This window comes from Paractinoplanes ferrugineus (assembly GCF_016862195.1).
GTDB classification, from domain to species: domain Bacteria; phylum Actinomycetota; class Actinomycetes; order Mycobacteriales; family Micromonosporaceae; genus Actinoplanes; species Actinoplanes ferrugineus.
In genome coordinates this window covers 30,817-50,241 of sequence record NZ_BOMM01000075.1, presented here as the reverse complement: position 1 = coordinate 50,241, position 19,425 = coordinate 30,817, and the positions used below count along the sequence as shown (strand labels likewise).

Sequence of the window (19,425 nt, the reverse complement as noted above, 5' to 3'; positions counted from 1 at the left end):
GCCCGCCGGCCGGATGTGAGGTCGCCGGGTGGCGAGCGGGGTTCATGCTTGAGCGGTGCGGTTGATCCTCAACGTCCTCTGGTTCGTCTTCGGAAGCGGCTTCCTGCTGGCCATCGCCTACGGCATCGCCGGCTTGATCTGCTTCGCCCTGATCGTGACGATCCCGTTCGGCATCGCGTCGATGCGGCTGGCCGTCTACTCGCTGTGGCCGTTCGGCCGGACCGTGGTCAGCAGACCCACGGCCGGGCTGGCCTCCGGCACCGCGAACGTGCTGTGGGTGATCCTGGCCGGATGGTGGATCGCGCTGGCCCACATCCTCACCGGGGTGGCCCAGTGCGTGACCGTCATCGGCATCCCGTTCGGCATCGCCAACTTCAAGCTCGTTCCGGTGGCGTTCTGGCCCCTCGGCCGCGAGATCAAGGACCTCGACTGACGTCCGCGTCGGCCGCGTCCGGGCCGGTCGCGGCACGGTAGTCTCTCGGCATGGCGGACGCCGGGGACGTACGGCGGCTGGCGCTGGCGCTGCCGCAGGTGCAGGAGATCGACAGCGACGGTTTCGACTTCCGGGTGGCCGGCAAGGGCTTCGTGTGGTCCTATCCGGAACGCACACCGGGCCGGCCGCGGGTGATCCGGACCGACGTCGCGGTGCTCTTCGTCGGCGACGAGGCGGAGAAGCAGGCCCTGCTGCTCGGTGAACCAGGGCTGTTCTTCACCACGCCGGGCTACGACGGGCTGCCGCTGGTGATGGCCCGCCTCCCCCAGCTCTCGGTGGAACGGCTTGCCGAATTGGTCACCGACGCGTGGCGCATGCGGGCGCCGTCCGACCTCGACGGACCATTCCGCGGCCCCGCTGTCATCTCGCCGTAGTCGGCGGATAACGGCAGGTGAGCATCGTGCGAACTGGCACACCACCCACATGGTGGGCAAACCAGCGGATGTGCAAATATGCGCGCTACATCCGCAGCTCTTATTGTCCGGAGGCCCTTTCATGGCTTCTTTCTTTCTTTTCGTCGCCGGCCTCGTGGTCGGCCTGCTCGGCGGCTGGTTCCTGGGTAGCCGCCGGGCCAAGTCGGCGCAGCCCGCCGAGCCGGCCGGGGTAGCCGCCCCGGTCGTGGCCGCCCCGGTCGTGGCCGCCCCGGTCGTGGAATCAGCCGACCCGGGCGAGGCCACCGAGACCACTTCCACCGACGCCGCGATCGCCGACCCGACTCCCGTGGTGACCGAGCACCCCGCGCCCGCCCTCGACGACGAGCCGGCCCCCGCCGTTTCCGACCCCGAACCGGCCGCCGCCGACCACCCCGTCACGGAGCCCGAGGCCACCCCCGAGCCGGTCGCGGTCATCGACGAGCCCGCCGTACTCGACGAGCCCCCCGCGTTCGACGAGCCCGCCGCGTTCGAGGAGCCTGCCGCGTTCGAGCCGGCGCCCGCCACCCAGCCGGTTGTCGACGAAGTGCCGGTTGTCGACGAAGAGCCGGTTGTGGATGAGGAGCCGAGGGTCGACGCCGTCCCGGCTCCGGCAGCGGTCGCCGCTGTCCCGGGCGTGGCCGAGGCCGAGGAGATCGAGGCCACCCCGGCTCCGGTGGCCGTCGCGGTCGCCGAGCCGGGCCCGGCCGCCGTCCCGGAGGTGGCCGAGGAGTTCGAGCCCACCGCCGGGTCCGCTCCCGTCGCCGCCGTTCCGGGTATGGGCGGGGCGGCGCAGGTCGAGGCGGCGCCCGCCCCGGTCGCCGTGGCGATCGTCGAGCCGGACGACCTGACCAGGATCAGTGGCATCGGGCCGAAGATGGCGATGGCGCTGGCCGCCGCCGGCATCACGACGTTCCGGCAGCTCGCCGACTCCGACGTGGCCACCGTCAAGGCCGCGATCGCGGGGGCCGGCCTGCGCCTGGCCCCGACCGTGGCCACCTGGCCGGAGCGGGCCGAGCAGCTGGTCGACCGGTCCTGACGGTTCGCGTGACGAGACGATGCCCGGCGGCCGGTCCGCCGGGCATCACTGTTCGACGGGTGGGTCGCACAGGGCGGCGACCACAGCGGCGGCGACCCTGGCCCGCAGGGTGTCCGGCAGCGGTGACCGGAGCGGCACGTTCGTGGCCTGCGCGGTAACCGGCGGCGCCGTCACCGACGGTGAGGATGTGCCCGACCCGATCGCGATAAGTGGCCAGGGCGGTGGTGAAGCCTGGCCCCGGGCGAACCGGCACACGGCGGCGTCGACCCGACAGCAGCAGAATCGCGGCGACGACGGTCGCGATCCCGGGCCACGGCCGCGAAAGCAGTTCCCGGACAACCGGAACAAGTGTTGTCCGGCAAGCATCCGGCAGCCGGACCGAAGCCTCGCATTTTCCGCGGTGTGCGAAAGGCGCCGGCGATGGCGTCCGAGTTCACACGCGCGCTGAACCCTGCGCCGGAACGCCTTCCCTGGCACGCCACTCCTGTTCGAGGATCGCGTGCAGGTCGGAGTCCCGCCAGCCGTCGCGGATCAGCACGGTCTCGCGCATCCGTCCCTCGTACGTCATGCCGATCTTGGTGAGGACCCGCGCCGATCCGGCGTTGCGGGGGTCACAGGTGGCGTACACCCGGTGGAGATTGTGTTCCGTGAAGGCCTGCCGCAGCAGTTCCCGGGCCGCCGCGGTGGCCGCGCCCCGGCCCCACCGCGCGGGGTGGATGCCGTACCCGATCTCGGCCTGGGCGGAGCCCCGCAGGTGCAGGTCGGCGATCCCGATGACGGTGCTGCCGGCCAGCACGGCCTGCGGGAAGCTGGTCTGCGGCAGGCTGTGCCACAGGGCGGCCGACTCCCGCACGTACGACTCGGTCTCGGCCTCGGTGTTCGGTCCCCATCCCTGATAGCGGCACGAGTCGATGAGCTTGGCCCAGCCGTGCACGGCCCGCCAGTCGGAGAACTCAATTGGCCGCAGCCGCACGTCGTCCATCACCCGATTTTCGCACCCGCCGACCGCCCGATCCCGCCCGAGCCGGGGCCGTCCGCACCGCGCATGACCATGCAGATCCCGGACCGGAGCTCATCCAGTCCGGCCGCGTCCACCGACTTCCGTGCGGACGGGGTCTCAACCGCTTCGGCGAGCCCTTCCGCACGGAAGTTGTGCTGATCTCGGCGGGGGCGTCAGCCGACAAAGACGCAGAAGAGGTGGCCGTCCGGGTCGGCGTAGACGCGCAGGGGTTCCTCCTTGTCGTCGCTGCGGTCGAAGCGCAGCGTCGCGCCCAGCGACAGCGCCCGCTCGTGCTGTTCGTCGAGGGCGGCCACCGAGTCGACGACGGTGTCCAGGTGGTACTGCTGCGGTACCCCGGCACCGGGCCAGTCGGTGCGCGGGAACGGGTCGGTCTGCTGGAACGCGAGCTGGGCCCCGCCCTGCGGATCGTGCAGCACCAGCCAGTCCCGGCCGTTCACGTCCGGTTCGCCGGCCGCCGGCGGTTCGTCGCCGGGCCGGTATGCGAGGCCGAACATCCGGCGGTAGAACTCGGCCAGCCGGCGCGCGTCCGTGCTGTCGAGGACGACCTGCCGGATCCGGGGATATGTCGTCATCGGTTCAGGAAATCACAACCCGGTTCCGGCCGCTCTCCTTGGCCCGGTAGAGGGCGTGGTCGGCGCGGGCGAGCAACTGGTCCAGACCGGCGTCCGCGGCGTCGAGGTGGGCGAGGCCGACGCTTATCGTGACGTCGATCGGGCCGGCCCCGGTGGGGACGGGCCGGTCGCCGACCGCGCGGCGCATCCGTTCCGCCAGGTCGCCGGCCTGACCCAGGTGGTCGGGCAGGACGACGGCGAACTCCTCGCCGCCGTAGCGGCCGAGCACGTCGGACTGGCGGATGCTCTCCCGGATGCGGGCGGCCACGGTACGGATCACCTCGTCGCCGACGCCATGACCGTACGTGTCGTTGATGTTCTTGAACTTGTCGATGTCGAGCATCACGGCGGCGAGGTCGCGGGAGCCGCGGGCGGCCGCGTCGACGAGGGTGCCGGCAAGGGCGTAGAAGTGCCGGCGGTTGTGCTGACCGGTCAGCTCGTCGCTGGTGGCGAGTTCCTGGACGCGGCTGAACAGGCACGCGTTGAGGTAGGCGCTCATCCCCTGGTTGGCCAGCGCGGAGGCGATCTGGACGGCGCCGTCGCCGAAGCTGTCGGCGCCGAGCAGCGCGATGCCGGCCAGTCCGTCGCGGACGCGCAGCGGCACGGCGAGGACGACGTCGGCCAGACCCGGCTGGTCGACGACGCCGGGAGCGTCGCCGACGGTCACTGCGACAGTGGTGCCGATCAGCGACGGGTCGGCCTTGCCGGTCGCCTCCACCACCGTCGTCCCGTCCGGTCCGAGCAGCACCCCGGCCGAGGCGTCGAGGTGGTCGACGAGCATGCCGAACAGGGAGCGCAGCAACGGGGCGGGCTCGTGGATCCCGGACAGCTCGGCCAGGCCGGCCCGCAGCATCTCCGCGAACGCCTGCTGCTGCTGGGCCGAGCGCACCGCGAGGTGCAGTTGCGCGGCCCGCGCGGTCTCCAGCGACACCGCGACGTGACTGGTCACCCCGATGAGGACCTCGACGTCGTCGGCGGTGAAGATGCCCCGGGCGAGCCGGCTGTCGAGGTAGACCACGCCGAGGGTGCTGGCCTTGAACCGGACCGGCACGACCATGATGCTGCGCAGGCCGTACTCGACCGCGCTCCGGGAGCCGAGGGCGGCGCCCTGCTCGGTGCCGGTGACCACGAGCGGCTCGCCGTCGGCGGCGACCCGGCGCACCAGGGACGACCCGTAGTCGGTGGGGCCGGCCAGGTCGGCGCCGTCGGCGGTGCGGCCGGCGAACTGCACCGGCTCGCCGGCGTCGTCGAGCAGGAAGAACAGCGCCCGCTCGGCGCCGAGGATGCGCAGCATCTCGTCGAGGGCGACCCGGGCCAGTTGCTGCGGGTCGAGCACCGTCGCGGCGGCCGCGCCGACCTGCTGCAGCGCTTCGAGCCGGCGGTTGCGGCCGTCCCCGCGCCGGTCGACGTTGGTGTGCCGGTTGGTGGCGGCGTTCTCCTCGGCCCCGAACTCGAGGCGGGCCTGCCGGCGGCGCGATTCCCAGCCGTGGTGGCCGGCCAGCGCGATGGCGAGGCGGGCCTGCCGGTCGGACTCGTTGGTCTGGCCGAGGGCCCGGAACGCGCGCGCCCGGAAGCGGGCCACCTCGAAGTGGACGATCGGCGCGTCGGCGCTACGGGCCACCCGTTCGGCCTTGTCGCTCCACTCGATCGCCTTGCCCGGGTCGCCGGTCATCTGCGCGATCGCGGCCTCGCCGATCAGGTAGGCGCAGTCGAGGGTCGGCGAGCTCGTGCGGACCCGGCGCAGCTCCGCGACGGCGGCGCGGGCGGCCGCGAGCCGGGCCGGCCGCTGCTGCTCGGTGGCCATCCGCAGCTGCGCCATCCGGCCGTGCGACTGGTAGGCGTAGAACAGTTTGTGCTGCGTCATCATGTCGCTCACGCGCAGCCCGAGGGCAGCCCACTCGGCCACCACGTCCTCGAACTGCTCGCCGAACTCGCCCTGCTCGACGAGCGCACAGGCGTGTGCGACGAGCATGTGGGCGCGGTGCACCACCGGCGTGCCGGGCGGCACCGCCGCACGGATCAGGGCGAGCGCGGCGGCGGCTTCCCCGTGCCGGCCCTGCATGGCCGGGATCATCACCGACAGCATCGCGAACGTGGTGCCGCGCGCCATCGACGGGTCCTTGAGCCAGCGCAGGCCCCGCTCGTACTCGGCCTGACTCTGCTCGAGGTAGCCGCGTACCAGCAGCCGGATGCCGATGGTGGCGAACCCGGGCAGGAGCTGGGCCGGGCCGTACCACCGGCCGTTGCGGTTGATCGCCTCCTCGAACCGGGTGCCGTCGTCGTGGGCGCCGAACAGCCAGGCACAGCCGTTGAGCCACGCCACATAGGCGGTCAGGGCCGGGTCGCCGAGCTCGCCGGCCACCTCGGCGGCGCGGGCGAACAGCCGGGTGGCGGTGCCGCGCAGCTTGACTACGGCGGCGACGTAGCCGACGAGGGAGTAGACACGCACGTACTCGGGGCCGGGGCCGAGGCGGTTCACCGCGTACATCGCCCGCATCGCCAGGACCCCGGCCTCGCGCAGGCGAAGGCCGGTGCCGGCGGCGTAGCCACCGGCGTCCAGGACCGCGGCGAGCTGGGCGAGATCGTCCCGGCGCCGGCCCCGGGCCGTTCCGAAACCGATTCCGGTACGCCTGACGAGTCCTCCGGCGACCCCGATGGCCAGGGTGGACGCCACGAGTCCCAGCGGGTTGCGCGGGAGCGGGCGGCGCAACTCGGCGAGGGCCCGGCCGGCCGTCTCCAGCGCACGCTGGTCGTCCCAGAACGTGTTGTGCAGATCGATCTCGGTGGTGAGCAGCCCGGCGCGGGCCCGGCGGTCGGGCTCCCCCGCCAGCGCGGTGCCGAGGGTGGCGCGGGCCTCGGTGAACCGGGCCGCACCCAGGTAGGCCAGGGCGAGCGGGTGCAGCACCGCGGAGGTGGGCGACGGGTCGTAGGCGAGGGCGTCCTCCAGGTAGCCGATCGCCTCGGCCGGCGCCATGTCGTCGAGGGCGCGCAGCCCGGCGGCGAGCGCACTGCGCCGGTGCCGGTCGGCCGCGATCAGCTCGCCGGCGCGGCGGTGGTGCCGGGCGACGGCATAGACGTGGTCGGCGTCGCGCAGCGGCTCGGGCAGCCCTTCGAGGGCGTCGGCGATCCCGGCGTGCAGACCCGGCAGCCGGTCCGGGGCGACCCCGTCGAGCAGGTCCTCGCGCAGCAGCGGATGCATGAAGACGAACCAGCCACCCGGGCGGGCCTCGACGACCCGGCGCCCCACCGCCGCCGCGACCGCCGCCACCACCTGATCGGCTCCGCCGCCGGCGGCCTCGAGCGTCTGGGTGCGGAAGCGGGCGCCCGCGACGGCGGCGACGGTCAGGAAGTCCCGGTCGCCGCCGGACAGGGTGGCCAGCCGCGACGCGAGCAGGGCGCGCACGTCCTCGGCGGCGGGCAGCGCGTCGGCGCCGGCCACGTCGAAGTTCCAGGTGCCCCAGAGCGGGGTCAGCAGTCCCGCGTCGAGCAGGCGCAACAGATAGGTGACGACGGCGAGCGGCGAGCCGTCCGTACGGGCGGCGACGTGCGCGGTCAGCTCGCCCGGCACCGTGGCGCCGGGCAGCCGGGACGCGACGAGTGCGGCCACCCCGGCGGCGTCCAGGGGCGCGCAGTCGAGCTCGAGGTCGGCGTCGGCGGCGACCGGGGTGCCGGCCCCGTCCCGCTCGGTGAGCACCAGCAGCAGCGGCGTGCGGGGCAGCTCGGGCAGCAGCCGGGCGAGCACCGCCCGGCTGCCCTCGTCGAGCCAGTGGGCGTCGTCGCAGAGCAGCAGCAGGCCCTGGCTGAGCCGGGCGAGCTCGGCCAGGAACGCCGCGACCGCCGCGAACAGGTGGTCGTCGCGGGCCGCCGCACCGACGTCGCCGAGCAGGTCCCCGAGACCCCCGGTCAAGCGCGCGACCAGGGCCGGGCCGGCCACCGCGGCGGCGTCGCGGAGGTGCTGCTCGGCCTCGGCCCGGCGCTCGGCCGGCAGCAGGGCGACGGTGCGCAGGTAGTCCTCGACCGCGGTGCGCAGCGGTGCGAGCGGCAGCGCCTCGTCCCGCTGGCTCGTGGCCCGCAGCACCGGTGCGCCGGCGACCAGGTCGATCGCCTCCTCGGCGAGCCTGGTGCGGCCCGCGCCGCCGGGCCCGCGGATCACCGCGACACCCCCACGGCCGGTGCGGGCGCGGCGCCAGCGGTCGGCGAGACCGTCGCGCTCGGCCGCCCGCCCGCACAGCGGCCACCGGATCACCGCCGGGATCTCGGCGGCCTCCCCGCCGGGACACTCCCGCAGGGCGGCGAGCAGGGCGGCGGCGTCCGGGTAACGGTCGTCCGGGTCCTTGGCCAGCAGGCGGGTGACGACGGCGCACAGGGCCGGGCTCGCGGTGGGGATATCCGGTACGGGCGCGGTCAGGTGCAGCCGGAGCAGCTGGCCGACGTCGTCCGCCTCGAACGGGACGCGCCCGGTGAGGCACTCGAACAGGACCACGCCGAGCGAGTAGAGGTCGGAACGGCCGTCGACCGGGCGTTTGAGCATGCCGGACTGCTCGGGCGAGGTGTAGAGGAAGGTGCCGACCGCACGGTCCTGGTCGGCCTCCGGCTCCGCGCCCAGCAGGGCCAGGCCGAAGTCGATGAGCTTGGCCGCGCCGTCCGGGGACAGCATGATGTTGCCCGGCTTGACGTCGCGGTGCACGAGACCCACCCGGTGCACGGCGGCGAGGCCGCGGGCCAGCTGGGCGGCCAGCTCCACGACCCGTTCGGGGCTGATCCGGCCGTGGCTCAACTGGTCGGCGAGCGAACCACCCGGGATGTACTCCAGCACCAGCGCCGGGGCTCCGCCGTGCCGGCCGGCGGCCATGATGCGGGGCACGCTCGGGTCGTCGACGCAGGCGAGCAGGGCCGCTTCCCGCTGGAACGCGAACAGCAGGCCCGGATCGGCCGCGCTGTCCGGGTTGGGGCGCTTGAGGGCGTACGTGTTCTGGCCCCGCCGGACGCGGTGCACCGTGGTGAACGCACCCCGGCCCAGCTCCCCGTCAAGGGCAAGGCCGGTGAGCTCCGCCGCCGTCTCGATCAAAGCCATCACTCCGCTGCTCGGGGTCAGGTGCTCCCATCGGCAGCGGAATTGCCGACCTGACGCTTCTCAGCACTCGACTACCGTCACAGCCAACCCGCCCAGCGACGTCTCCTTGTACTTCGTCGACATGTCCCGGCCGGTCTCGCGCATCGTCACGATCGCGGTGTCGAGGCTGACCCGGTGGGTGCCGTCGCCGCGCAGCGCCAGCCGGGCCGCGTTGATCGCCTTGACGCTCGCGATGGCGTTGCGCTCGATGCACGGCACCTGCACCAGGCCGCCGACCGGGTCGCAGGTCAGGCCGAGGCTGTGCTCGAGGGCGATCTCGGCGGCGTTCTCGACCTGCTCGGGCGTACCCCCGAGGATCTCGCACAGCCCGGCCGCGGCCATCGCCGCGGCCGAGCCGACCTCGCCCTGACAGCCGACCTCGGCGCCCGAGATCGACGCGGCGCCCTTGATCAGAATGCCCACGGCCGCCGCCGTGAGCAGGAACCGCACCACTCCGGCGCCGTCCGCGTCCGGCACGAAACGCCGGTAGTAGTGCAGCACCGCCGGGATGATCCCGGCCGCGCCGTTGGTCGGGGCGGTGACCACCCGGCCACCGGCCGCGTTCTCCTCGTTGACGGCCAGCGCGTAGAGGTTGACCCAGTCGATGACGTGCAGCGGGTCGTCGCGGCCGGCGGTGGCGGTGAGGTCGCGGAACAGGCCCGGCGCCCGCCGTTTCACGCGCAGCCCGCCGGGCAGCAGACCCTCGCCGGCCCGCAGGCCGCGCTGCACACAACTGCGCATCACGGTCCAGATGTCGAGCAGGCCGCCGTCGATCTCCTCGTCGGTGCGCCAGACCCGCTCGTTGGCTCGCATGATCGCCGAGATCGGCGCCCGCTCGGCGGCGCAGACGGCCAACAGCTCGGCCCCGGTCCCGAACGGGTGGGGGACGCATGGTTTTCGGCCGGCCCCGGGTGCGGCCTCGTCCGGCGTGGTCGCGGTCTCGCCCGTACTGTTCGCTTGCAGCTCTTGATCGGTGAGTACGAAGCCGCCGCCGATCGAGTAGAAGACGCGCTCCGCCGGCTCGGCTCCGCCGGTCCACGCGGTGCAGCGCATGCCGTTGGGGTGCCCCGGGAGGGACCGGCGGCGGTGCAGGATCAGCTCGAACGGGACCTGGCGCTTGCCGGCCAGCAGGACCAGGCCGCTCTGGTGGATCGCGGCGACCCGCTCGGCCACCCGGGCGGTGTCGACGGTCGCCGGGTCCTCGTCCTCCAGGCCCAGCAGGACGGCGGCGTCGGAATGATGGCCCCGGCCGGTGGCCCCGAGCGAGCCGAAGAGCTCGACGCGCACGCGGGTGGCGCGCGGGAACTCCTGGGCGAACCGGCGGGCGGCGCGCATCGGCCCCACGGTGTGCGAGGACGACGGGCCGATCCCGACGGAGTAGAGGTCGAAGGCACTGAGCGGCACGGAAGGCTTCCCTCCTGAGGGTGGCCCTCCCCGCTCTGTCCTGGTTACCTGAGAGCTTCGCCGCCCGGTTTCGGACGGTTTTCACCGTGGGTGCGGGACCATGTGACCCCGGCTTTCCAGAGGCGCCTGCCATGCGACGGTATCTGGGCCTGAGAGATTCCCGGGGAGGATTTGCTCCTTCGGCGTCCCCGTGGCGGACCGGGGACTCTCCCGCCGCGGTTCGAACGGCGCGATATTCAGTTGTGCTCCCCGAGCCTGACAGCGACTTCCGCGAGCGTCAAGCCGGCCCGGCCGGGCTGTTCGCATCACAGGCTATTCCTATCGGGCAGATAGGAATGCTATCTTGACAGCCGCCGCAGGAGCCGACCCGATCGGGGCGTGACGTGACACAGTTGACCGAGCAGGCCGCCGAACTGCTCATCGCCCACCGGGCCTTCGCGACGGCGCCGCCCGGCTTCGTCGGAGCCGCGCTCGACCTGCCCGCCAGGACACCACCGGCCCCGACACCACCGGCCCCGACATCACCGGCCGGCCGCGTCCGGCTGCGCCACGGCTTCCTCGCGCCGCACGGCCCGCACACCGCCGTGCTGAGCGGTCCGCCGTCCCCCGGCCTGGACATCTGCCTGGCCCGCATGACGGAAGATCTCGAACTCGCCCGCCCGCTGCTCGCGGGACCGGGCGCCCCGGTGCCCGACACCGCCGGAATCCGGATCGGTCTCGAAGCCGGCCTCGAGGGCGGCGGCCCGCTCGGCCTGTCCCGCCGCTGGACCCTGGCCCACACCCTGGCGCCGGTGCTGGCGGCGGCGTTCGCGAACACCCCCGGCGCCGGTTGGCGCAGCGTGCGCCAGGCCACCCGGCGCCACCTGCCGGTGCTCCCGCCGGGTGCGCCCCGGGCGGCCTGGATGACGTACGCGATGGACGCCCCCGACCCCCGCGGCCGCACCCTGCGCGCCCGCTACCGCGCGGAGGCCGGCCCCGACGCCCCCGGACTGACCCGCCACCTGCGGTCGCTGCGCCCGCCCGTCGCCGCCCGCGGACACCTCGAGATCGACGTGGCCGACCACCAGCCCGGCGCCGGCTGGCGGATCCCGGTCACGATCGTGGCCACCCTGCTCGACGACCCGCGGGCCGCCCTGGAGGCGTCCGCCGCCACCGCCCCCCTGATCGGCGAACCCCGCCTGTGGGAGCGCGCCGCCCGGGACGCCCTGACCGACCCGCTGCTGGCCACGGCCGCCCGCGACTGCTTCATCGCGGCCTACGCGGCACTCGCGCGGCAGGGAGCGCCGCGCGCTCTGCGCGACGCGGTCGCCGACTACCTCGAGCGGTACGTGCTGAGGTCCCGCACCCCCGCCGACGACATCCTGGACCGCGCCGCCGCGCAGGCTTAGCCTGGCCCGGCGCCGGACGCCGGCTACCCCGGAACGTTCGATCCCGTCACCCCCGGCCACCTCGACGTGGTCGACCGGGGACACCACCTCTTCGAGCGGCCGGTCGTCCTGGTCCCCGCCCGTCCCGAACTGGCCCGGGTGTCGTCGACCGCGACGCGCGCCGCCGGCTGAGCGCACAGCCCGCTCCGGTCGCGTTCGATCGGCTGCGGCCGAGGGCGACATCGACGCGGACGCCCACCCGCGTTCGACGCGCACGCGTACAAGGAAACGCAACCAGGTCGAACGCGGCTTCGACCGACGTGACCCGCCCTAGCTCAGCACGACGGGCAGGGCGGCCAGCAGGCTGTCGACGTCGGCCGGGGTGGTGCCCAGACCGAAACTGACCCGGAGCAGGCCGCCCGCGCAGCCGCCGTGGCCGGACGCCCCGGTCAAGCGCCGGACCAGCGGATGGGCGCAGAACAGGCCGGCCCGCACGCCGATGCCGAATTCGTCGGCCAGGCGGGTCGCCACGGCCGACGGATCCCGCCCCGGCAGCGCCAGCGACACGATTCCCACCCGCTCGCTCCGTGGTCCGAAGACGCTCACCTCGGCCGCACCCCGCACGTCCCGCAGGCCGTGGCGCAGCCGGGTCAGCAGCTGCTGCTCCCGGTCGTGCAGCTCGTCCCGGTCGGCCTCGGTCAAGGCCGCGCAGACGGCGGCCAGCGACACCGCGCCCAGCAGGTTAGGGGTGCCGCCCTCGTGCCTCGCCGGTCCGGTCTGCCAGCGCACGTCGCCCGTCGAGTCGCCGACCGCGGCGCTCGCTCCCCCACCGGCGAGATAGGGCGGGGCCGCGTCGAGCCAGTCGGCCCGCCCGGCCAGCACGCCGGCCCCGAACGGGGCGTAGAGCTTGTGGCCGGAGAGCGCGACGTAGTCGGCGCCGAGCTCGCGCAGGTCGACCGGGCGGTGCGGGGCGAGTTGGGCGGCGTCGACGACGACGCGGGCGCCATGGGCGTGGGCGACCTCGGCCAGGGCACGCACCGGCCAGAGCTCACCGGTGACGTTGCTGGCCCCGGTCACCGCCAGCAGCGCGGGGCCGCGCAGACCGGCCAGGGCGCGGCCGGCGGCGGCGACCGCCTCCGCCGGGGTGGCCGGGGCGGGCAGGCGCACCGGGTTCGGCCACGGCAGCAGGTTGGCATGGTGTTCGCCGTCGAACACCACGGTCGTGGTGCCCGGCGGCAGGGCCCGGGCCAGCAGGTTGAGGGCATCGGTGGTGTTGCGGGTGAAGACGACCTGATCGCCGGGACGACAGCCGAGGAAGCCGGCGATCACCGCGCGGGCGCGCTCGTACTCCAGGGTGGACGTCCGCGACCGGGGCCCGGTGCCGCGATGCACGCTGCCGTAACTCGGGAGCAGGGCGTTGACCGCGTCCGCGGCGGCCCGCACGCACGGGGCGGTGGCGGCGTAGTCGAGGTGCACGAAACCGGCGCCGACGACGTCGAGGTCGGCGGTCTGCACAGCAAGGGACATGACGGAGCCTCCGCGAGGATCTGGGACCCGGGCGGGTCCGCGCTTGCCCACGCCGATCGGCGCGGGCCCGGTCCTCACCCGGGGCACCCCATCGCGAACGCAAGGGTTGCCGGTCAGCAAGCCGGGGCTACGCGCTGACACTCATGACCTGCCGAACACCGTAGCAGCCCACCCCGGCCCGTGGGCGGGACCTTCGACCCCGCTGCGCCCGGGCGCAGCGGGCGCGCCCCGGCCCGCCGCCGGGTGCGGGTGGGGCGGTCAGCCCCGCTCGCCGGTGATGTAGCCGGTCAGGCTGACCCGTTCGGCCTCGAGTTCGTCGATGCGGTTCTTCACCACGTCGCCGATGCTCACGACGCCCTTCAGGGTGCCGTCCTGCACCACCGGCACATGCCGGAAGCGGTTGTCGGTCATCAGGCGTTCCACGTCCTCGATCGGGGCGTCGGGGGCGACCGATCGCACGTGCGTGGTGTGGATGCCGGTGACCGGCTCGGTGAGGATGCCGGGGCCGCGGTCGGCCAGGGCTCGCACGATGTCGCGTTCGCTCACGATGCCGTCGACGTGCACGCCGTCGGCGGACACGATCACGGCACCGATCTGGTGGTCGGCCAGGACGGCCAGCAGCGCGGTCACGTCCGCGCTGGGTCGTACCGTGACGACCTGGTCGCCCTTGACGCGGAGGATGTCGCTTATTCGCATCGTTGCTCCCCATCTCATGCCGGTCCGCGGGAAAACTGCCTGGCGGGCCGTCCGACGACGGAAGCACCCCGCCACGTTGCGGGCATATGTCCAGGGAGCACTCAACCACGCCCGGATGTCAAGGACGTGAATATGTCAGGGCCGGGAACTGGTCAGGGCCGGGAACGGGTCAGGGCCGGGAACGGGTCAGGGCCGGGACACCGGGGCGGCATTCGCGCACGGTGGCGTCGGCGGCGGCGGGGCCGCGGACCGACCAGCCGGTGGGGGTACGGGACACGGTGGAGGTGGCCCGGCGCTGCCACCAGGCCGCCACCTCGCCGGGGAGGGGGCGCCAGACGGTGGGGTCGTCCTGGAACTTGTCGAGGAGCTGCCGGTAACCGTCGGTGACCCGCGGGTCGGTGGCGTAGTCGGGATGGGTCAGGAGCAGCGCCATGCCGCCGTGGTCGCGCAGGTGGGCGGCCTTCTCCAGCCACAGGGTGGCGTCCGGGTGCCGCAGGATGGTGAAGAGGGTGTGGTCCATCGGCAGCGTGATCGGCAACTCGACCATGTCGCCGGGCCCGCCCGGTGAGCCGACGAAGTAGGGCAGGTAGCTGCAACTGCCGCCGGGCCGGGGCTCGTAGGGGGCGGTGTCGTGATAGGAGCTGTCGTAGGCGAAACCCAGCTCCGACATCAACTCCCAGGAGCGCTGGGTGGCGGGTGAGCGGAAGCCGGCCGCCTGCCACCGTTGCGCGTACGACCGGATGGCGGGCAGCCGCCGCCGGAGCACCCGCGGCGACGCGAGGTCACGTCCGTCGTGGCGCAGGCCGTGCACGCCGATCTCGCAGCCCTCGGCCCGCAGGGCGGCCAGCAGGGCGTCGGGCGTCCGGTAGCGCAGCGGCACGAAGTTCCACGACGAGGTCTGCCCGGCGGCCCGTTCGATCTCGCGGAGCACTTCGATGCCGGCCAGGCCGCCGGCGGTCTCCACGTCGTGGGTCAGGACCAGCGCCCACGAGTGCGCACCCGGCCACAGGCCCAGCCACGGCACCGGTCCTCCGGCGAACGACGCCACCAGCTGGAACATCCACTCGTGGAAGTCGTGCAGCGCCGTCTCCACCGGGAAAGCGGGAAACACCGCCTGTTCCTGCACCCGGGTGAAGGCCTGCCGCAGCCGGATCTGCGCCGCCCGCGGGATCACCGGGCGCAGCAGGTAGTAGAGGCGCACCAGGGCGGCCCGCGCGCGGGAGCGGTCCTGGTAGTGCTCGCTCCAGTAGCGCCACATCACCTCGCCCGGGTCGAACGGGAGCGCGAAGTCACCGGCCGCCGGCTCGCTGAAGTGCGCGTGGATCGGGAAGCCGGCGACCTCGCGGCGGCCCAGCACGCCACCGCCCGACGGCCAGGTCAACAACGGCCCGTCGGTGCCGGCCCGGCGCAGGGCGTGGCGGCCGGCCGGGGCGGGAAAAGCCATGATCCGGTACGGGATCCGGAAGTAGTCGAAGAACGCGAAGCTGGCAGTGGCCTCGAACATCACAGACCGCGCTTCACGGCCAGGTAGGGCAGCAGGGCCACCTCGTAGAGACCGGGCAACGGATCACGCCACGAGAAGACCGCCTCCGTGTCGATCCCGCGCAGCGTTCGCAGGTAGTCCCCCGGCCGCATCCGGCGGGCCCGGATGTCGAGCGCCGCGTTGGGCAGGTCGGTCGCCACCCGGATCCAGGACACGCCGGCCCGGCCCGACGCCGGCGCGACCGGTTCGCCGAGCTGGTCGCGGAACAGCAGCCAGGGGAAGTCGACGCCGGCGGCCCGGCCCAGCGTGTGGTAGCCCCACGTGCGCGCGTTGACGTCCAGCAGCTTGAACTCGCCGTCCCGCGGATCGCGTTTGTACTCGACCTCGACCAGCCCGTAGTAGCCGATCTCGCGCAGGAACACCAGCGACGGCGCGGTCAGCCCGGGGAGGGCGACCGTCTGCACGAACGTACTCGCCCGGCCGAAGTCGGACGGATGCTGCCGGGTGCGCCGCACCGTCATGTCGGCCACCACCGCCCCGTCGCGGACGAAGGCGCAGTACGAATACTGGCCGTCACCCGGGATCATCTCCTGCACGAGGATCTCCCCCGGCGGCACGATCGAGGCCGCCCGCGCGAAGTGCCGCCGCAGCGCCGGCCGGGTGTCGGCCCGCCACGCCTTGGCCCGGGTCGCGTAGAAGAAGTTCTCCTTGATGGCCGGTTTCACGATCACCGGCGCCGACAGATCGACCTCGTCGAGATCGTCCTCGTCGAGCGGGAACCAGGTGCGCGGCGACGGCACCCCGAGTTTGCGGGCCAGCCGGTAGGTCTCCCGTTTGTCCCAGGCGACCCGCACGCAGTCCCACTGGGGCGCCGGGATCCGCCAGCCGGCCGACCGCAGCGCCGACCGGTGCCGGCTCAGCGCGGCGACGTTCTCGTCCCGGGTCGGGAAGACCACCCAGCCGTCCGGCCCGCCGAGCCCGGACAGGCCGGCGAGACCGGACAGGGCGGAAAGACCGGACAGGGCGGCGAGCACGTCTTCGTCGCCACGAAGGCTTCGCACCCGCACCGACCTGGTGGTCCAGCGGGACGCGGCGGCGACGGACCGCTCGTCGTCGACGACCACCACCGGGACGCCCTGCCGGCCCAGGCTGCGAACGATCCCGAGTCCCTGGTAGTCGCCGCCGAGCACGACGGCTCCCGGCCGCATCAGCGCCGCCGGCCGGCGATCCGGGAGGCCACGGCCCGGCTCGCGAACCATCCGCCCGACACGAACCGCATGATCGGCCCGTAGCTCCAGGCCGCGGGCGCCCCGACGAAGTGCAGGCCGGGTACGGACGACTCCAGGCCCGAGCCGAGCACCGGATGGCCGTCCACCCGCCGCACCCCGCGCACCAGCGACGGCGGCAGGAACGGATAGCGTGCGACGTCGACCTGGTAGCCCGTGCCGTAGATCAGGTGGTCCGCGGTGAGCACCTCGCCGGTGCTCGACGAGACCTTGATCCGCTTGCCGTCCTCGGTGGCCGATCGCACCTCGAAGCCGAGCCGGATCGGCACCTCCCGCAGCCGCGCGACGAGCCATTCGGCGCCGGCCGGCCGGATGGCGCGGCGGGCCGCCGGGGTCTGCAACGACCGGGGCAGCCGGCGGAACAGATGGGGCGCCGCGACCACCCGGGACAGACCGAGCGGGCCGACGTCGGTGGGTGCGTAGAACAGCGGTTTGGCCCGGCCCAGCAGGCGCTGGTATTTCCCGCCGTGCAGCCAGGTCAGGTGGTCCCGCCGGACCAGCACCTCGACCTCGGCGCCGGACTCGTGCAGCAGGGCGGCCGATTCGAGCGCGCTCTGCCCGCCACCGACGACGAGCACCCGCTCGCCCTTGAACCGGGACAGGTCGCGGTGCTCGGCCGAGTGGGTGGCCAGCGACAGGCCGGCGAACTGCGGTGGCCGCCGGGCGAAGGGCGCGATCCCGGCCGCGACGACGACCCGCCCGGCCCGCAGCGTGGACCCGTCGGCGAAGGACAGAAGGAAACCGGCCCGCCCGGCGGAGACCTCGCTGACGACGCGCCGATCGACGCCGGGTGCGACCCGGGACTGCACCCATGACCCGTACGCGATGAAGTTCTCCAGCGGCACCGGCCGGCCGAACTCCGCACCGGTGGCGGCGACGTAGGCGTCGAGCGACACCGGCCCCCGGTGGTCCGCGATGGACGTGGCGGTCCAGTTGGACCGCAGGAGCATGCCTTCCGGCATCTCCTTCCAGAACGACATCGGCTCGCCGAGCACCTGATGTTCCACGCCCGCGTCGCCCAGGGCGGCGGAGACGGCCAGCCCGTACGGTCCCGCGCCGAGAACTGCCACATCGGTTTTCACGCGATCCCCCGATCGACGTCGGTCGACATCATCGGGTTCAGCATTCACCCTTGCGTGACCGCGGCGATACCCTCCGTGAGTCCAGTCCGGATCTGCACGCTCGGTTTAAGCGGGTGATCTCCGGAATGTGCTAAGGGTTGCGGGGCAGTCGACACCTGACAGGCACTCGGCAGGTAGTCGCCATGGACGCCGCGTGAGCTCCACCTGCGCGCGTTCCGGCGGGTCGCCACCGAGGCGCAGCCCTGGCCGTGATGGATGCCGACAAGGTCAACGGGGGGTACGCGAGTCAGCATCACCGGCTGCTCACCTCGGTGCCACGCGACGAGTGGGGCTTCGAGGGCCTCGTCATGTCCGACCGGGGCGCCGTCGTCGACCGGGTCGAGGCGGTCCGGGCCGGGCTCGACCCGACCACGCCCGGTCCCGCCGGCACCGGCGACGCCGCGGTCCTCGCCACGTCGGCGACGTCCTGCCGCTCTCCCCCGGCAGCCGCCCCCTTCGCCGACTGTCCGCCGCACGACAGGCAACGGCGGGCAGGTGCGACATCGTCGGGGGATGCGACTGCGTACGCGATTCACCGAGGCCTTCGGACTGAGCACGCCCATCGCCCAGGCCGGCATGGCCTTCGTCGGGATGGGCCCGGAGCTCGCGGTGGCCGTGGGGAACGCCGGAGGGCTCGGCTCGCTCGGCGTCGGACTCCTGCCGCTGCCCGCGATGCTGCAGGTCATCGCGGCTGTCCGGGCCGGCACCCCGGCGCCCTTCCACGTCAACTTCATCACCGTCTTCACCGAGCAACCACAGATCGACGCCGTGTGCGAGGCGGCCGTGCCGGCGGTGTCGTTCCACTGGGGGCACCCGCGGCGCGCCTGGATCGACCAGCTGCACGCCGCCGGCATCCGGGTGTTCGAGCAGGTCGGCGACGTGGCCGCGGCCGGGCGGGCGGTCGACGACGGGATCGACGTGATCGTGGCGCAGGGCAGTGAGGCGGGCGGGCACAATTTCGGGTCGCTGCCGACGTTCGCCCTGGTCCCGCTGATCGTGGACGCGGTGGCGCCGGCCCTGGTGCTGGCGGCGGGCGGCATCGCCGACGGGCGCGGACTGGCGGCGGCGCTGATGCTGGGCGCCGACGGGGCCTGGATCGGCACCCGCCTGGTCGCGACCGACGAGTCGCTGGCCCACGACGGTTACAAATCCCGCCTGGTGCGGGCGGCCGCCACGGACACCGTCCGCACCTCGCTCTTCGGTCCGGAGACCCCCGAGTTCAACCCGATGCGCGTGCTGCGCAACCGCGTCGTCGAGGAGAAGCCGAGCTACCCCGCCGAGCGCCCGATCATCGGCCGCACCGTCCTCGGCGGCGAACCCGTCGACGTGCCACGCTTCGCCAACCTGGTGCCGATGCGCGACGTCACCACCGGCGACCTCGACGAGATGCCGCTGCTGGCCGGCCAGGGCGTGGGCCTGGTCGACGCGGTCAAGAGCGCCGGCTCGGTGATCGCCGACATCACCGCCCAGGCCCGGGAGGTGCTGACCCGCTATCAGTGACCCAGCGCCGGATCACCGCGAAGTCGCCACCGGCCAGGCCGACCCGCGGGTCGACCCGATGCAACAGCGCCCGCCCCGAACAGTTCGCCGCGACCCAGCGAGGATCGGCGCGATCACCTCGTTGGCGTCGTCCATCCAGGTCGTCGCCCACACGAGCGCACCACCGAGGGCGAGCAGCCGCCCGCCGTCGGCCGGATCCAGCCTTTCCACAAGCGGATTCTCGTGCTCGACCGGCCCGAACGACCGGGCCCGGAACGGGATCAACGGCCCGTCGACGTCCAGGAAGATCAGTGGTCCGGGCATCGACCCATTCTCCCCCTTGGCCGACGGGCCGCACCGGTCGGCGAGCACGCG

16 protein-coding genes, 1 pseudogene and 2 riboswitches are annotated in these 19,425 nt (G+C 73.7%); of the genes and pseudogenes, 6 read left to right on the top strand and 11 right to left on the bottom strand.

All coding sequences use genetic code 11. From position 1 onward, the window contains the following. Positions 1-55 precede the first annotated feature (55 nt). The 3 genes from Afe05nite_RS38870 (at position 56) to Afe05nite_RS44335 (ending at position 1,942) form a co-directional block, all read left to right on the top strand. On the top strand, positions 56-433 hold the full coding sequence (locus Afe05nite_RS38870; RefSeq protein WP_239118533.1) for a YccF domain-containing protein: 378 nt from the start codon (positions 56-58) through the stop codon (positions 431-433). Between the two features lie 50 nt (positions 434-483). Next, on the top strand, positions 484-867 hold the full coding sequence (locus tag Afe05nite_RS38865) for an MmcQ/YjbR family DNA-binding protein (protein ID WP_203822329.1): 384 nt from the start codon (positions 484-486) through the stop codon (positions 865-867). Positions 868-988: 121 nt separating this feature from the next. Continuing rightward, positions 989-1,942: a helix-hairpin-helix domain-containing protein gene (locus Afe05nite_RS44335; RefSeq protein ID WP_239118532.1), complete on the top strand. Its 954-nt coding sequence runs from the start codon at positions 989-991 to the stop codon at positions 1,940-1,942. A 45-nt stretch (positions 1,943-1,987) separates the two neighbouring features. On the opposite strand, the gene Afe05nite_RS44775 is transcribed toward Afe05nite_RS44335, so the two are convergent. The 5 genes from Afe05nite_RS44775 to Afe05nite_RS38840 form a co-directional block, all read right to left on the bottom strand. Beyond that, the gene (locus Afe05nite_RS44775; RefSeq protein WP_275407548.1) at positions 1,988-2,116 is read right to left on the bottom strand and encodes a hypothetical protein; all 129 of its coding nucleotides are present in this window, start codon (positions 2,114-2,116) and stop codon (positions 1,988-1,990) included. 259 nt (positions 2,117-2,375) lie between these two features. Further along, positions 2,376-2,924, bottom strand: a complete 549-nt coding sequence (locus Afe05nite_RS38855; RefSeq protein ID WP_203822328.1) for a GNAT family N-acetyltransferase — start codon at positions 2,922-2,924, stop codon at positions 2,376-2,378. A gap of 191 nt (positions 2,925-3,115) precedes the next feature. Beyond that, positions 3,116-3,535, bottom strand: coding sequence for a VOC family protein (locus tag Afe05nite_RS38850; RefSeq protein ID WP_203822327.1), 420 nt, complete (start codon positions 3,533-3,535; stop codon positions 3,116-3,118). Between the two features lie 4 nt (positions 3,536-3,539). After that, entirely contained in the window at positions 3,540-8,648 is a 5,109-nt protein-coding gene (locus tag Afe05nite_RS38845) for a diguanylate cyclase (RefSeq protein WP_203822326.1), read from the bottom strand. 60 nt (positions 8,649-8,708) lie between these two features. Beyond that, positions 8,709-10,091, bottom strand: coding sequence for an L-serine ammonia-lyase (locus Afe05nite_RS38840; RefSeq protein WP_203822325.1), 1,383 nt, complete (start codon positions 10,089-10,091; stop codon positions 8,709-8,711). A gap of 127 nt (positions 10,092-10,218) precedes the next feature. After that, positions 10,219-10,314: riboswitch (glycine riboswitch) on the bottom strand. Between the two features lie 160 nt (positions 10,315-10,474). Between Afe05nite_RS38840 and Afe05nite_RS38835 the strand changes: the two genes are divergently transcribed. Both Afe05nite_RS38835 and Afe05nite_RS38830 read left to right on the top strand, forming a co-directional pair. Then, a complete protein-coding gene (locus Afe05nite_RS38835; RefSeq protein ID WP_203822324.1) occupies positions 10,475-11,479 on the top strand; it encodes a glutamate-cysteine ligase family protein in 1,005 nt (334 codons plus the stop codon). A gap of 36 nt (positions 11,480-11,515) precedes the next feature. Beyond that, a pseudogene (locus Afe05nite_RS38830) lies at positions 11,516-11,650 on the top strand (pantetheine-phosphate adenylyltransferase); the annotation flags it as partial. A 138-nt stretch (positions 11,651-11,788) separates the two neighbouring features. Here Afe05nite_RS38830 and Afe05nite_RS38825 read toward each other — a convergent pair. The 5 genes from Afe05nite_RS38825 to Afe05nite_RS38805 form a co-directional block, all read right to left on the bottom strand. Continuing rightward, positions 11,789-12,985, bottom strand: coding sequence for an aminotransferase class V-fold PLP-dependent enzyme (locus Afe05nite_RS38825; protein WP_203822323.1), 1,197 nt, complete (start codon positions 12,983-12,985; stop codon positions 11,789-11,791). A 34-nt stretch (positions 12,986-13,019) separates the two neighbouring features. Next, positions 13,020-13,134, bottom strand: a riboswitch (SAM riboswitch). A 109-nt stretch (positions 13,135-13,243) separates the two neighbouring features. Beyond that, positions 13,244-13,681, bottom strand: coding sequence for a CBS domain-containing protein (locus Afe05nite_RS38820; RefSeq protein WP_203822322.1), 438 nt, complete (start codon positions 13,679-13,681; stop codon positions 13,244-13,246). A 169-nt stretch (positions 13,682-13,850) separates the two neighbouring features. Next, a complete protein-coding gene (locus Afe05nite_RS38815) occupies positions 13,851-15,185 on the bottom strand; it encodes a polysaccharide deacetylase family protein (RefSeq protein ID WP_203822321.1) in 1,335 nt (444 codons plus the stop codon). Further along, entirely contained in the window at positions 15,185-16,423 is a 1,239-nt protein-coding gene (locus Afe05nite_RS38810) for a carboxylate--amine ligase (RefSeq protein ID WP_239118530.1), read from the bottom strand. Before Afe05nite_RS38810 ends, Afe05nite_RS38815 begins: the two co-directional genes overlap by 1 nt. Further along, positions 16,372-17,532, bottom strand: a complete 1,161-nt coding sequence (locus tag Afe05nite_RS38805; protein WP_203822320.1) for an NAD(P)-binding domain-containing protein — start codon at positions 17,530-17,532, stop codon at positions 16,372-16,374. The genes Afe05nite_RS38810 and Afe05nite_RS38805 overlap by 52 nt, the downstream gene beginning before the upstream one ends. 552 nt (positions 17,533-18,084) lie before the next feature. Here Afe05nite_RS38805 and Afe05nite_RS38795 point away from each other — a divergent pair. Further along, positions 18,085-19,071 carry an NAD(P)H-dependent flavin oxidoreductase gene (locus Afe05nite_RS38795; RefSeq protein ID WP_203822319.1) on the top strand — a complete coding sequence of 329 codons (987 nt, stop codon included), beginning with the start codon at positions 18,085-18,087 and terminating at the stop codon, positions 19,069-19,071. 12 nt (positions 19,072-19,083) lie between these two features. Here the strand turns inward: Afe05nite_RS38795 and Afe05nite_RS38790 are convergent, their stop codons facing one another. Further along, complete coding sequence (locus tag Afe05nite_RS38790; RefSeq protein ID WP_239118529.1) at positions 19,084-19,374, bottom strand: HAD domain-containing protein; 291 nt, start codon at positions 19,372-19,374, stop codon at positions 19,084-19,086. Between the last annotated feature and the right edge of the window lie 51 nt (positions 19,375-19,425).

Excerpts from the sequence above, each read along its gene's own strand:
- Afe05nite_RS38865 (WP_203822329.1), top strand. The coding sequence starts at position 484 with ATGGCGGACGCCGGGGACGTACGGCGGCTGGCGCTGGCGCTGCCGCAG.
- Afe05nite_RS38820 (WP_203822322.1), bottom strand. The coding sequence starts at position 13,681 with ATGCGAATAAGCGACATCCTCCGCGTCAAGGGCGACCAGGTCGTCACG.
- Afe05nite_RS38845 (WP_203822326.1), bottom strand. The coding sequence starts at position 8,648 with ATGGCTTTGATCGAGACGGCGGCGGAGCTCACCGGCCTTGCCCTTGAC.
- Afe05nite_RS38850 (WP_203822327.1), bottom strand. The coding sequence starts at position 3,535 with ATGACGACATATCCCCGGATCCGGCAGGTCGTCCTCGACAGCACGGAC.
- Afe05nite_RS38815 (WP_203822321.1), bottom strand. The coding sequence starts at position 15,185 with ATGTTCGAGGCCACTGCCAGCTTCGCGTTCTTCGACTACTTCCGGATC.
- Afe05nite_RS38855 (WP_203822328.1), bottom strand. The coding sequence starts at position 2,924 with ATGGACGACGTGCGGCTGCGGCCAATTGAGTTCTCCGACTGGCGGGCC.
- Afe05nite_RS38825 (WP_203822323.1), bottom strand. The coding sequence starts at position 12,985 with ATGTCCCTTGCTGTGCAGACCGCCGACCTCGACGTCGTCGGCGCCGGT.
- Afe05nite_RS38810 (WP_239118530.1), bottom strand. The coding sequence starts at position 16,423 with ATGGTTCGCGAGCCGGGCCGTGGCCTCCCGGATCGCCGGCCGGCGGCG.
- Afe05nite_RS38790 (WP_239118529.1), bottom strand. The coding sequence starts at position 19,374 with ATGCCCGGACCACTGATCTTCCTGGACGTCGACGGGCCGTTGATCCCG.
- Afe05nite_RS44335 (WP_239118532.1), top strand. The coding sequence starts at position 989 with ATGGCTTCTTTCTTTCTTTTCGTCGCCGGCCTCGTGGTCGGCCTGCTC.
- Afe05nite_RS38795 (WP_203822319.1), top strand. The coding sequence starts at position 18,085 with ATGCGACTGCGTACGCGATTCACCGAGGCCTTCGGACTGAGCACGCCC.